Below are 13611 nucleotides of genomic sequence, written 5' to 3' on the forward strand. Positions count from 1 at the left end.
TTATGTAAACCCGCTGCAAGACGACACAATATCCCATACTTTACTTACCTTTGTAAGATTTTTGGGGCCGGTGGCATTATTAGCGCTGTTTAGCTGTTATAAGCCAGCAACCCCTATTATTAAGTATAGATTTCATTAATGGCAAAACGCGGAATCGGGCTAAACGACGGCACGCAGGAGAAAGAAGGCAGAAAGAAGATCAGCAAAGACAGCTTTCGTCGCGGCATCAGGATCTTTAGCTACGTACTACCCTACAAGTTTAAATTCCTGGTCGGTCTGGGCTTTCTGGTACTCTCCAGCCTGACTTTTATGATCTTCCCGCTCCTCACAGGTAAGCTGGTTGACTCCTCTACCGGCAACGCCGACTGGTTCCTCGAAGACATCGACATGATTGCCCTTGGCCTTTTCGCCGTGATTTTGGCGCAGGGCATCTTCTCTTTTTTCCGGGTATACTTCTTTGCGCAGGTGAGCGAAAATGCCGTGGCCGACATCCGTCGTGACCTTTACAGCAAGTTCATGATGCTGCCGATCCCGTTTTATGAAAAAAGGCGCGTAGGCGAGATTACCAGCCGCATTACTACTGACGTAGCGCAGGTACAGGATGCCATGTCCATTACGCTGGCTGAGCTTTTCCGCCAGATCACAACGCTTTTGGTGGGTATCATCATCATCATGTGGACTTCTATCAAGCTCTCGATGTTCATGCTGGCGACTTTCCCGGTACTGGTAGCGCTCACGCTCGTTTTCGGACGTAAGATCAAAAGCCTTTCCAAGAAAACACAGGACGAACTGGCTAACACCAACGTGATTGTGGAAGAAACGCTACAGGCGATCAACACGGTGAAAGCCTATACAAACGAAAACTTCGAGATCGGTCGTTACCAACATTCGCTTAGCAAAGCTGTGAAGGCAGCGCTTTCGGCGGCGAATTATCGTGGTGCTTTCATCTCCTTTGTGATCGTAGGCCTGTTTGGCGGCATCATTCTGGTGATCTGGTACGGTGCTACACTGGTACAGAACGGCGACCTGACCATTGGTGAGTTGATTTCCTTTATCATTTATACCGTGTTCATCGGCGCCTCTGTGGGTGGTTTGGGTGAGCTTTATGGCAAAATTCAATCGGCCTTAGGTGCGACCGAGCGCATACAAGAGATTTTGGCTGAGCCAGAAGAATCAACTGATAAGACCCTGCGTCCACTGAGCGAAATCAGACGGGTGCGCGGTGATATCAGCTACAACCAGGTGGCTTTCTCCTACCCTACCCGTCCCGACATTCAGGTACTCCGCGACATTAACTTTAGCATCAACTCAGGTGAAAAGATTGCACTGGTTGGACCGAGTGGTGCCGGTAAGTCCACCATTGTACAGCTCTTGCTTCGTCTTTATGACGTGAGCCAGGGCAGCATTACTGTCGATGGACAGGATATCCGCCATATGAGCCTGACAGAGCTGCGTGCCAATGTGGGCATCGTGCCGCAGGAAGTGTTGCTCTTCGGTGGCTCTATCCGTGAGAACATTGCTTACGGTCGTCCGGAAGCGACAGAAGAAGAAATCATAGCAGCAGCCCGCAAGGCCAATGCCTACGACTTTATCTCGTCTTTCCCGGAAGGGCTGGATACACTGGTGGGCGAGCGTGGCATCAAACTCTCCGGCGGTCAGCGCCAGCGTGTGGCCATTGCCCGCGCCATCCTGAAAAACCCGGCTATCCTTGTGCTCGACGAAGCGACCAGTTCCCTCGACTCAGAGTCAGAACATTTGGTGCAGCAGGCCATGGACGAACTGATGAAGAACCGCACGACCATCGTGATCGCACACCGCCTGGCAACGATTCGCAAGGTGGATAAGATTTTGGTGATTGATGGCGGGGAGATTGTAGAAGAAGGCTCGCACGAGGTACTGTCGCTCAATGACAACGGGATTTATGCGAATCTGCTCAGGCTACAGTTTGAAATGAGCTAAAGTTTTCTGCATTTAAGGTAACTGAGGCCCTGTTAGTGTTTAACTGACAGGGCCTCAGTTTTTGAAGCTTCCCCATAATTCAACATTAATATATCCCAATAAATTACTAATTTGCGGAGTATTATAATCTATGCTTGCGCCAGTCGCTCCTAAACCTTCTTATGCACTTAAATAGCGCTTTCACCCGAGCCTTTCTCTTTTGCTTGTTGCTTGTACTTAGCTATTCGGCTTCGGCCCAGAATTACCGTGACACTTTTAGGGCGCGTAATGCAGTTTATGGTGAATTAGGCGGTAATGGGGACTTGCTCTCAGTTAACTACGACCGCATCGTGTATCAGAAGTCTATGGTGAAGGCCGCTCTCAGGATAGGTATAGCAAGTAACCTGTTCTTCTCGGAGGAAGAACCCGGATTTTATCCGGTGGTGCCTGTTGAGGCGCTCGGTATGATCGGTCGCTTTCAAAAGCACTTTGAATTCGGGCTGGGCTATACCCGCCGCTTCACCAACGAGCCTGACCTTTTGCGCAACATGTACTTCAGTCGCATCGGTTTCCGGTATCAGAATCCTACAGGCGGGCTCGTGGTGCGAGTTGGATTTACTCCCTTCCTGTCTACAGAAAGCAATACCAAATCACCAGGCCCCGCTTTCATTCCCCGCTTTGGCTTCAGTGTAGGGCGAAGTTTTTAGGGTATAGCCACATGCAAGCGGTTTAGGCTTTCAGCAAAAACGTTTGCTTCTCTGTCTCGTCGAGTGATAGCCCCCACTTCTTCAGGATCGGTTCCTCCAGCGCCTTTTCACGGTACTCGTCCGGTGTCATGATTGGTAAACCATATACAATAGGATAGTACCTTTTGCAGGTAGGACAGGTGAGCAACCCTTCTATTATATCCCCATTTTCCTGCTGCGCAAAGATTTGCAATGTCAGTTCGTGCTTGTCCACGGGACAGCACAGTTTATCTAAAAATGAAAGTCTCATACGTTATTTTTGTTAAGTGCTTGCTTGTAGGCAGCAGCGGACTCTCTGGCTGAAGCAGCGTTCAGTATACCTGAAATCACCGCCACCCCATTGAAGTCCAGCTCCCGAAGTTTGTCTATATTTTCTGTGGTGATGCCCCCGGACAGAAAGAGAGGCATTCGGGTGATCTTTCTGGCCTCCCGGATCGTAGCAGGCTGTACGATCTCGCAGCTTCCTGCTGAAGGCGAGGGGAAAACGGCGCAGAAAGATACATAGTCCAGTTGGTGCTTGTCAGCCCAGCGAATTACCTCCAGGTCGTTGCTGCAGGTAACACCGCATACAAAGCCCCTGTTCAGTTCAGCCTTCAATGTTTCAAAATCCGAAGGGACGCTGTCAAAATGAATACCAGCCAGACCTGTATCTTTTAACAGCTGCCATTCCTCGTTTATGAGAACCGGTACCTGATATGCGGCGGCAACAGCCACTAAGTCCTGTATGAGCAAGCGCTTGTCTGAATCGGTATAGCCTGCTGGCCAGTTATTCCAGATCTGCAGTACGTTTGTACCTCCTTCCAAAGCTTCTTTTACCTTCTGCAGCAGCAGGATACGGTCCAAGCTGGGGTCCAGCACCAAGTATACGCCTCCGGTAATTTTCTTATACCTGCTCATAGCCAACCAGCCTTGTACGCTTTAAAGAAAGCCTCCCAGTAAGGGTCTTTGCCATCGAAGAGAAGTGGCTTTTCTTTATCATGTTCCACTATCGTGAATCCATCTTCCTTGGCTGTCATTTCTCCTACCACCGTTGCTCTGATAGCCTTAGAAGCAAGGTGGTCGATTATTTGCTGCTCATTGCCCGGCTTCACGGCCATGAGCATAGAGCCAGCCCCCACACTGAAGCGGTGATCGATATCAAAAAGTGCTGCAATTTGCCTTTGCGCTTCCCCCACCGGCAGGGTATCATCATAAACCCGGAAACCACACCCAGAGGCGCCCGCCATCTCGCAGATAGCGCCCAGCACGCCGCCTTCGGTCACGTCGTGCATGGCTTTCAGGTCTGTTTTGCTGGGCAGGACCTCTTTTGCGGCTAGGGCATCGGGCAGCGATGAGGTGCGGTAAAAGTTTTCACAGCTCTTCTCCCATACCTCCTTGCCGAGTTTGTTCTTAACCGTCTCCGGAAAACTCATGGCCAGGATGGAGGTAGATACCAGGGCGGTATCCTTTGTCACGATCAGCAGGTCGCCGGGCTCCGCCTTGTTGCTCGTAAGTATTTCACTCAATGGAGCCGTCAGAAACATGGTGCCGCCGCCAGAAATGGTGGAATTCTGCCCCTCAATCTGCCCTGTGTGTCCGCCGGTAATGGCAACGCCAATGTCCTGACAGTATTGATGGATATAATGCCAGTATTCTTTGAATGACTCCAGCGACAGGCTCGTAGGCAGGTTTAGAACGAATTGCGCATACATAGGTGCAAAACCAGTAGAGGCCATGTCATTCGCCAGCAGGTGCACTGATAGCCAGGCTGATTCTTGAAGCCCGATAGAAGGTATAAGCGAAAGCGGATCGCTGGAAACTGCCATTCCCAGGTTGTTGCCCAGGTTGATGACAGCAGTGTCGACGCCGAACTGTGGGCCTACCTGCACCTCTTCCCGTTGTGCCCCGCTTTGTGGTAGCAGCACGTCTTTAAACGTGCCGGCGGCTACCTTTCCAGATTTGTCTTCGAAGGCGCTCATATCACATCATTTAAGCACACATACATCCCGAAGAAATCTCCATAGGGTTGCTGCCACTGCTGCACCGGAAACCATTCAGGCAACCCAGTAGCGTTCCACTCAATGGTATAGTCTCTGTCGTGCAGGGCTTCGGCTATTACAGCCTTCAGTTTGCTTGGCGTATAAAAGGTGGCCGTCACGTAGAAAGGGTTCTTGCCGAACATCTCCTGTACCCTCCTTCTCACCACTTTGGGAGAGTTGCGGTTCATCATGCCGAACACAATGCCATATTTACCCACACGGGCCGCCTCCCGGATTACCTTGACCGGATCTTTGTAGTACTCAAAAGTAGTAATGAATGCCAGGGCATGAAAGGTGTGGTCTTTAAAAGGCATGTGATGCGAGTCGGCCAGCACCAGATCGCCGTCGAACAGGTGCACGCCCTGCCCCAGCATGAAGGGCGAGATGTCGCCACCGCTGGCCTCAATGCCGATCTCTTTCCACCAGCGGGTGAAGCGGGTAGTGCCGCAGCCAAACTCCAGCAGGGTCTTGACGCGCTCGTCTTTCTTGATCAGCTGCCCGATCACTTTCTTCTGCCATACCTCAGCACGCTTATAGCGGCCTTCGTACCACAGTTCATAGGTGTCGGTGTGATCACGGTTAAAAAACCACTCCTCACGGCCCTGCCACTTGCGCAGGTCGCGTGTTACCAGGTCAAATTTTTGTTGTTGCAGATTACTCACAGCAGGTATTTTAGGGTTATAAAATAGCCTGACTGTACAAAGCAGATAGGAATAAAGGGCAGCACCTCACTCAGGCGCTAAAATCGGTTACATTTCCTACGCTGGCATTATCCAGATCAGGTAGCGGGTATCATCTCAGCCGGGCAGCTGTTACACTGCCAAGCACCCCGTGTACATAGGCGAAGGTACAGAATATAATCAGAAAAGAAACTCAGCTCAGGGCAAAACTTTTTTTGCATGCAAGCAGTTTGTAGCAATGCCAGCCGCCATTTACCCTGCAGAATCCACTGGTTTAATTGCGGGATTTTCTGTAATATTACCTCCTGAAACCCCTTTGAAATAAATATAAAACCATGAAAAAGATCTTATTCAGCATGCTTATGTCAGCGGCGCTGCTAGGCGGTACAGCCGTGACAGTTCAGGCCCAGCAACAAGGTATAGCCATGCCGGCAGCTAGCCCGCTTTCCAGCGTGACGCAGGAAGTAGGCCTTAGCAAGGTAACCGTAACCTATTCCCGCCCATCTATGAAAGGCCGCTCAGTATACGGCGGCGACATTGTTCCTTTCGGTAAGGTATGGCGCACAGGAGCCAACAACTCTACCACGCTTAATTTCAGCGACGACGTAACCATCCAGGGCAAAAAAGTGCCTGCCGGTGAGTATGCGCTGCTAACCATTCCGAATCAGAACGAGTGGACTGTCATTTTGTACAAAGACACCAAACTTGGTGGAAACGTAGCTCAGTATAAGCAGGAAAACGATCAGCTGCGCTTCACCGTGAAGCCACAGACCAACCCTAGAACCGTTGAAACTTTCACCATCAACTTCGCAAATCTGAAAGCGAATGCTGCTGACCTGGAAATTCTGTGGGACAAGACAGTTGTCAGCTTCACCATTGAAGCTGAAGTAGACAGCAAAGTAATGGCCCAGATTCAGGAGCGAGTGCTGAATGGTAAGGATGTGTCGCCTAGCCTGTATGCAGCCGCCGCCAACTATTACGCCGATAATAACAAAGACATGAAGCAGGCATTGGAATGGATGAAAAAAGCCAACGCCAACGAGCCAAGGTTCTGGAACCTGCACGCTCAGGCCAAGATGCAGGCCAAGCTGAAAGACTACAAAGGCGCCGTAAAAACTGCTGAGCAATCAATCGAGCTGGCCAAAAAGGCAAACAACGATGACTATGTGCGTATGAATGAAAAAGCCATAGCTGAGTGGAAGAAAATGAAGTAAGCACCTAGCTGCCTACTCACTACCGAAAGCCTCTGCTCTGGCAGGGGCTTACTTTTTTAGCATACCTAATAATCTATACCTGTTGGAAGAGAAAAAACATTCAGAAGATCACCTGGGTCCGGCCCGTGAATATTGGTGGAACGACGATTACCTGGAGCTGCTTGCTCACCGGTTGCACCTGGACTATACCGGCTCGCTGGTGGATATCGGTTGCGGCAAAGGCATGATGGGCTTTATGTTCTCGCGGCACATGCCACCGGGCGCCAAGGTATACGGCATCGATTTTGAGCCGGAGTACATCGAGGAAGCGAAGCAGAAAGCCCAAAGCATCTACCTGCACAATGACATCTCCTACGACTTCCGGGTGGGCAACGCCTCCAACATTCCCCTACCCGACAACCTGGCGGACATTACCCTCTGCCAGACCTTGCTGATCCATGTGAAAGACCCGAGACAGGTGATCGATGAGATGATCCGGATTACAAAGCCGGGCGGCTGGGTGCTGGCGCTGGAACCGAACAACCTCGTGCCCAACCTGATGTTCGACCGCTACGGCGAAACGGATTTTGATGTGGAAAGCACCCTCGAAGTGCTGGAAATAAAGCTGCGCATCGAGAAGGGCAAGAAAAGGCTCGGCGAGGGTTTTAACTCACTCGGCGACGTTATACCTGACTTATACCTGAAAGCGGGTCTCGAAAACATCAAGGTGTGGATTTCCGACAAAGCCCTCTCGATCATTCCGCCTTACGATACGCAGGAGAAGATGCTGCGTGTAGAACAGATGCTGCAGTGGATCGACTCCGACTCTATGGGCTATGACTACCAGGATAACCTGAATTACTTTATGGCGGGCGGCGGCGACAAAGACAAGTTTGACGCTTATTGGCAACGGCTGCTTTACAACAAGATTGCGCTTAAGCAAAGGCTGCTGAATGAAGAGTATGTATCAGCTGGCGGTAGCCTGGTTTATATTGTGGCGGGGCAGAAGCCGCGATATTAACTTATACCTGATAATTGGTGTTATGGCGCGAGCGTCCTCGCTTGTGTCGGGTATAGTGGGGCCTCTGGCCCAGGTATAAGTATAGCTGCGGCTATTGCAGGTATAGCAAATGATACTGTTTATCGCTTCGCCTGTGCGGCGGGCACCTTTTCGCCTTGGCCAGGCGGGCCTCACTTTTTTCCTTGATGGGGGTAGGGGCCCTCGATAAAGAAAAAATCGAGGGCCCCTACCCCACTCGCTGAACGCTCCTGACAGGGGCCCCCCTTCACCCCCAACAGTGGAGCGCCGCAAAGCGCACATGGCAATGCTGCTTGTTTCATAGCCAGCGTGCGAGTTAGTCTTACTATACCTGCCAGTGGTTTATCTCATTTAGCTGAATTAGCCTGATTCTTTCGCAATTACGCTGCCCCAATAATTAGTCCTCAAAAGAGTAATCTGTATTACGCATACAATCTGTCATCCTTCTGGCCTATAAAGAACTGAAGGATCGCTCCGAATACCACTACTGCAACACAGCCAATCACATTGAACCAGAGGAAGGCAATATCGGTGTAGAAGTGGCAGTACAGCACTACTGCTTCAGCTAGCAGTGCGGCAATGAACACGGCGTGCCCTTTGATGAACTTCACATAGAAGGCCACCAGGAAGATGCCCAGTATAGTGCCATAGAAAATCGAGCCGATAATGTTAACAGCCTGGATCAGGTTGTCGAGCAGGGAGGCGTAGGTTGCGAAAATAATTGCTAGCGTACCCCAGGCTGCGGTGAAAAGGCGGGAGGCCCGCAGGTAGTGGAAGTTGTCTTTGTCCTTTTTGACAGAGCGCTTGTAGATGTCTACTACCGTAGTGGAGGCCAGCGCATTGAGCTCGGAGGCCGTGGAGGACATGGCAGCTGAGAAGATCACAGCCAGCAGCAAACCCACCAGTCCGGCGGGCAGGTATTTCATTACAAAGGAGATGAACACATAGTCTGTATCCTTGGTCTCAGCATCAGGCGTGGCTTTGGCAATCAGCGACTTCACCTCGGTGCGTACCGCCTTGGAGGCATCGGTTATACCTTGCACCTCAGCTTGGGCAGCAGCAATGGCACTTTCATCGTCGGTGCGTAGCGCGGCGACCAAACCGTGCACCGCTTCCTGTTTTTGGTTGAACAAGGTGGTGTGCTGCGCTTCAAGTGCTTCCATTTCCGGGGCAAACTCGGTGGCGTACACCTTGTCTTTAGCGGCTTCGTTGAAGAAGAGCGGCGGCTGGTTGAATTGGTAGAACACAAACACCATTACGCCGATAAACAGGATGATAAACTGCATCGGTATCTTGAGCAAGCCATTGAACAGCAGCCCCAGCCGACTCTCCCCTACCGATTTGCCTCCCAGATAACGGGCCACCTGGCTTTGGTCGGTGCCGAAGTAGGAAAGCGACAGGAAAAGCCCCCCTGTTAAACCAGACCAGAAATTATACCTGTCGTTCCAGTCGAAGGAGAAGTCCACTACGTTCATTTTGCCCATCTTACCTGCCACAGCCACAGCATCACCAAAAGACACGCTCTCAGGCAGGTAGTGCACCACCATAAAACCGGCTACCAGCATACCGCCCATCATCACAGCCATTTGCTGTTTCTGTGTAACGCTCACCGCTTTGGTACCACCCGACACAGTATAGATGATCACGAGTATACCGATCAGCAGGTTGGTTACTGTTAAATTCCAGCCCAGTATGGTAGACAGGATGATAGCGGGAGCGTAGATCGTGATACCGGCTGCCAATCCGCGCTGCACCAGAAAGAGCAGAGCAGCCAGCGAGCGGGTTTTCAGGTCGAAGCGGCTTTCGAGGTACTCGTAGGCGGTGTATACCTTGAGTCGGTAAAAGATCGGGATAACCGTGATCGAGATGATAACCATGGCAATCGGCAGGCCAAAGTAGAACTGCACGAAGCGCATCCCGTCTTCATAGGCCTGACCCGGCGTGGAAAGGAAAGTAATAGCACTAGCCTGTGTCGCCATGATGGACAAACCGATGGTCCACCATTTCATGCTGTTGTCACCTTTGAGGTAGCCCTCAATATCCTTGCTGCCGCGGGTTTTCCAGACGCCGTAGCTCACAATAAAGCCCAGCGTGCCGAGCAGTACAATCCAGTCAAGCAGCCTCATGAATAGATGCGGGTGATGATGTAAAACAGGGTGATCAGGAAAGCTAGATTGCCCAGCACCAGCCAGTACATACTTTTCCAGCTCTCAAAAAAAGGCGGCTTGTCTAGCTCCTCGTTAGGCTTGCTATCGGTTTCTTTCATGGTTTTCTTTAGACAGTAGTCTTTGTAACAAAAAGCACAGGACTACTCACTGGGTATCTTGAACTGCAGATTTTGAATGGCTCCTTTTATTTAACAGCACTTTCTGCGCTGCTCCCCTGGTTGCCGTGCCCATTGCCGAGGGAGATCAGGTTGGTGAAGATACGGTAGGCACCAGGCACACCGGCAGGCAGTTGCCGGAACCAGGAGTAGCCGGTATACACAAAGTGTCCTTTGCCATAGCGGGCAATCAAAAGGCCTCCGTCGCGGGCGGGCTCACCCGGATCGTTGCTCGAAAGGATCGCTTCAAACTCTTTGCTCCATTCGCTCGGGAAGTATAAGCCGCGTTCCTGTACCCAGCCCTCAAAATCCTTTTTAGTGATCTTGTTCGGGCTGTTCAGCGCCTGGTGATTCGGCTTCAGGAAACGTACCTCGGCATCTTCTACCGTTACCCGCTGGCTTGAGATTTTCAAAGGATAAGGGGCAATATTGTTCGTCTTGAGACTATGCCCAGTGTTATACTGCACGATGACCGTACCGCCTTGTTGCACGTAGTTGAGCAGGCGCGGCTGGTAAAAGTTCATGCGCTCCACCGTATTATAGGCCCGAACCCCCAGTATCACCGCATCGAAGCGCTTTAAATTCTGGTCTGTAATATCCTCGTCTTTGAGCAAAGTCACGTTATACCCGATTTGTTGCAGACTCGCAGGAATGTCGTCGCCGGCACCCATCAGGTAAGCGATCTGCTCCCCGTTGCGCTTCAGGTCAAGCCGCACAGCTTTAGTCACAGCCTCCGGGAAGGTAGTCTGCGTCGGGATGTGGCTATACTGAATCACGTTGAGTCCGCGGGTATAAGGCTTGCCTGCTACAGTGGCCACGGCTTTAAGCTCCACTTCCTGCTGCCCTTTGGATGGATGCACCATAAAGCGCACCAGCTGCTCTGCTCCATTCTGCTCCAGCTCAAAAGCCACTTGCGCCGGCTCTGCTCGCCAGCCTTTCGGGAGTTGCAGTGCCAGGTTGCCTTTTATACCTGCCTTACCCGATTTCACCAGCACGTGCACTGGCTTAGGCTCCTGCGAGGCGAACATCAGCACTTTCTCGGAGATGTTCACAAACACGGGGGGCGTAATAGCGAGCGGTCTGTACTGCTCCCCATCCACGGGGTCGTTGCGCTTGTACACCACCGGCACGGTATAGCGGAAAGGCTCTCCGCTGATCAGCAGGTTCATTTGTACCTCAGCTGCCGGTTGATTTTCGGGGGCACCGATTTCCTGCAGATCATCTATCCGGAACAGGCCCAGCGTTCCCTCCTGCCGTAGCCAGTAAGGCTGCGAGAGCGGTACTGAAGCCGGAATCTGTATTTTGAAAGGGATAAGATGCCCCTCGTTCGAAGCAAGTGTTTTATCCAGGGTGCTGTCTTTGGCGGCGAAGGAAGGACGCATACTCACCAGTTGCACAGGTATAGCCGATCGGTTGATGGCTTCCAGTTGCATGTTCAGGTGCTCACCCGGTGTCACGGCATATTCCGTAGCCACTGCCTCCAAGTATAGACCCAGGCTATGCTTCACCACCTGCTCCAGTTCCTGCGTCTTGCGGCGCTTCCAATAGCTATCAGGCAGTTTTGTCAACTCTTTTCGGGCTGCCAGCAAGGTTGGCACTACGGCCGCGGGCTGCTCCGGCTTAAACTCCGCCACCGCCTGCTGCAACAGGGCTGCTACTTTTTCGCTGCCTTTCACGCGGCTCCAGCTGGTGTTTATATCTTCAAACAACTCTTCTTTAGCTCGTTCACCTTTGGTATGCTCCAGATATTCTATCGTAACACCACGTGTACCTGTCGAACCGAAGCCCTGGCTCTTGTGCATACTGCGGCTTAGCGCGGCGATCTCCGGATAGGACTTGCCCAACAGCGGGTTATAGCCACCCACATCCACTTTAAGCAGTTGTGAACCATAATCCTCAAACTCTTTCTGGCTGCGGAAGGACCATACGCCGGTATTCCAAAGCACCCGCTTGGCCTGCCATGCCTGCACGTGCTTGAGCTGCTCAGGAAAGCGCTTTGGGTCAGCAGCTGCTTCAAACGCTTCATTGGCCAGCATGGCCGAAGCAGTGTGATGCCCATGCGTTTCAGATGGACGGGGAGAGAAGCGGGTAATGATCACATCAGGTCTGAATTTGCGAATCGCCCATACCACATCGTGCAGCACCTTCTCCTTATCCCAGGTCGCAAAGGTCTCTTCCGGATTTTTTGAAAAGCCAAAGTCGTTGGCGCGGGTAAAAAACTGCTGCCCTCCATCCGTGCGACGGGCCTGCAGCAACTCCTGCGTGCGGATAAGACCCAGCCCCTCCCGGATCTCTGGCCCGATGAGGTTCTGTCCGCCATCACCGCGGGTCACCGACAGGTAGCCGGTGTTGTAGAGCTTCTCGTTAGACAGGTAGGCGATAAAGCGGGTATTTTCATCGTCGGGGTGCGCCGCCACATACAGCACAGTGCCCAGCACGTTCAGCTTTTTAATATCCTGCAGTAGCTCGGCTGCGTGAGGTTTGGCAGGTGACTGCGCCTTAAGTGCCCCTGCAGATAGCAGCGAGAACAAGACAAAAAAGAGCGAAAAACTTTTTTTCATGGTTTTAGTTAAAGAAGCAGTGAAAGTGAACCTTCATCACCATGCTGTAAATCTAAAAAAATTGTGTCAGCCTAACCAGTTTTGTCTGTTTATACAAGACAGAAAGTCGTTCCAACCCGACATATAACAATTGGTACATTTTTTTTGCACTTAAAACAGCCTGTTACTTAATGGTTCTAATTCAGGCGATATAGTCTTGTAATATGACTAGTCAGGACTTAGCCAAGAACACTATAGGTTAAAGCAAATTTTACAAAAAAATAATCAAATTATTAGCTTTATATTTTACGCTTCCTATATTTGTAAAAAAGTGGAAGACACTTACCGCATCCTGCCTAAGGCTCGTCAGTATTACTGGGTAGCCCCAACTATGAAACAATATATCTGAAGGCTACAAACATCTGACGCATATGGCAGAAAACAGAATTGGAGACCAAGCTATTGAATTTCTTGGTTCCTACTATGCCAAACATGAAAAAAAATCTGGCTTACTTATAAACAGACTGGTGCCCACATACAAGGGTACTTTTGCCGATGCGCTGTTTGCCTATCAGAAACACGACAATTGCTTTTTTGCCGTATCACTTAATATTTCCGCCTCTGACAAACTGGCGCGCCTGCTGAGTACTTACAAGAAAAGAGGACTGGGCAGAAGTCGTTATTTAACTGCCGCTTCTATTTTTGGCGCAGCAGCCTTCCTCTGCTACCTGACTGGCAATTGGCTGATGATGGCCCTCATACCTGCTATACTTGCAGTGGCTGGTTTTATACTACATTCCAATTTGCGCAAGCGCTACATGCAGCAGCAACTGAAAGCGGCAGTGGACCAACTCAAGCAGCAACCTGCCGACCACCAGTGGTTAGGACTACAGGTGAGCAGCCTGTGCTGGCGCGGCAATGCCATGGCAGACTACCTATCCAAACTATGTGAGCGAAAAGGTATAGGCCTGCTAACAGTCGGCAAGCGTTCACGCCTCACCCTGCGCCAGGAACCACGCCTGGCCACCTGCCGCCGCACTGACTTCCTCTCCTACTACACACAGGGCGATAACCTGCGCAGAGAATTGTCAGACCAGTTTATGCGGGTAGCATAGGCCTTAAATAAATTGCGCC

General features: G+C 51.2%; 12 protein-coding genes and 1 riboswitch. Of the genes, 5 read left to right on the top strand and 7 right to left on the bottom strand.

Annotated features, from left to right (window positions below; all coding sequences use genetic code 11):
- The first annotated feature begins 138 nt into the window (after positions 1–138).
- Both Q1A54_RS09210 and Q1A54_RS09215 read left to right on the top strand, forming a co-directional pair.
- A complete protein-coding gene (locus Q1A54_RS09210; protein ID WP_299986975.1) occupies positions 139–1959 on the top strand; it encodes an ABC transporter ATP-binding protein in 1821 nt (606 codons plus the stop codon).
- 161 nt (positions 1960–2120) lie between these two features.
- On the top strand, positions 2121–2645 hold the full coding sequence (locus Q1A54_RS09215) for a hypothetical protein (RefSeq protein ID WP_299986977.1): 525 nt from the start codon (positions 2121–2123) through the stop codon (positions 2643–2645).
- Positions 2646–2667: 22 nt separating this feature from the next.
- On the opposite strand, the gene Q1A54_RS09220 is transcribed toward Q1A54_RS09215, so the two are convergent.
- The 4 genes from Q1A54_RS09220 to Q1A54_RS09235 are packed head-to-tail and all read right to left on the bottom strand — an operon-like array spanning position 2668 to position 5364.
- Entirely contained in the window at positions 2668–2934 is a 267-nt protein-coding gene (locus Q1A54_RS09220; RefSeq protein WP_299986978.1) for a Trm112 family protein, read from the bottom strand.
- Positions 2931–3581, bottom strand: a complete 651-nt coding sequence (locus Q1A54_RS09225; protein WP_299986979.1) for a thiamine phosphate synthase — start codon at positions 3579–3581, stop codon at positions 2931–2933. The genes Q1A54_RS09220 and Q1A54_RS09225 overlap by 4 nt, the downstream gene beginning before the upstream one ends.
- Positions 3578–4642, bottom strand: a complete 1065-nt coding sequence (locus Q1A54_RS09230; protein WP_299986980.1) for an AIR synthase-related protein — start codon at positions 4640–4642, stop codon at positions 3578–3580. The genes Q1A54_RS09225 and Q1A54_RS09230 overlap by 4 nt, the downstream gene beginning before the upstream one ends.
- On the bottom strand, positions 4639–5364 hold the full coding sequence (locus Q1A54_RS09235) for a methyltransferase domain-containing protein (RefSeq protein ID WP_196118567.1): 726 nt from the start codon (positions 5362–5364) through the stop codon (positions 4639–4641). Before Q1A54_RS09235 ends, Q1A54_RS09230 begins: the two co-directional genes overlap by 4 nt.
- A gap of 75 nt (positions 5365–5439) precedes the next feature.
- Positions 5440–5544, bottom strand: a riboswitch (TPP riboswitch).
- A 173-nt stretch (positions 5545–5717) separates the two neighbouring features.
- Between Q1A54_RS09235 and Q1A54_RS09240 the strand changes: the two genes are divergently transcribed.
- Both Q1A54_RS09240 and Q1A54_RS09245 read left to right on the top strand, forming a co-directional pair.
- A complete protein-coding gene (locus Q1A54_RS09240) occupies positions 5718–6596 on the top strand; it encodes a DUF2911 domain-containing protein (protein ID WP_196118564.1) in 879 nt (292 codons plus the stop codon).
- Positions 6597–6678: 82 nt separating this feature from the next.
- Positions 6679–7596 carry a bifunctional 2-polyprenyl-6-hydroxyphenol methylase/3-demethylubiquinol 3-O-methyltransferase UbiG gene (locus tag Q1A54_RS09245; protein WP_196118561.1) on the top strand — a complete coding sequence of 306 codons (918 nt, stop codon included), beginning with the start codon at positions 6679–6681 and terminating at the stop codon, positions 7594–7596.
- A gap of 440 nt (positions 7597–8036) precedes the next feature.
- On the opposite strand, the gene Q1A54_RS09250 is transcribed toward Q1A54_RS09245, so the two are convergent.
- From Q1A54_RS09250 to Q1A54_RS09260, 3 genes are all read right to left on the bottom strand, one after another.
- Complete coding sequence (locus tag Q1A54_RS09250) at positions 8037–9740, bottom strand: sodium:solute symporter (protein ID WP_299986985.1); 1704 nt, start codon at positions 9738–9740, stop codon at positions 8037–8039.
- Positions 9737–9880 carry a hypothetical protein gene (locus Q1A54_RS09255; protein WP_192811680.1) on the bottom strand — a complete coding sequence of 48 codons (144 nt, stop codon included), beginning with the start codon at positions 9878–9880 and terminating at the stop codon, positions 9737–9739. Before Q1A54_RS09255 ends, Q1A54_RS09250 begins: the two co-directional genes overlap by 4 nt.
- Before the next feature lie 86 nt (positions 9881–9966).
- Positions 9967–12498 (bottom strand): PIG-L family deacetylase, encoded by a 2532-nt coding sequence (locus Q1A54_RS09260; protein ID WP_299986987.1) that lies wholly within the window; start codon positions 12496–12498, stop codon positions 9967–9969.
- A gap of 506 nt (positions 12499–13004) precedes the next feature.
- Here Q1A54_RS09260 and Q1A54_RS09265 point away from each other — a divergent pair.
- Complete coding sequence (locus Q1A54_RS09265) at positions 13005–13592, top strand: hypothetical protein (protein WP_299986989.1); 588 nt, start codon at positions 13005–13007, stop codon at positions 13590–13592.
- Positions 13593–13611: the final 19 nt, after the last annotated feature.

It is taken from the genome of uncultured Pontibacter sp. (assembly GCF_947502515.1).
In the GTDB taxonomy this organism is placed as follows: domain Bacteria; phylum Bacteroidota; class Bacteroidia; order Cytophagales; family Hymenobacteraceae; genus Pontibacter.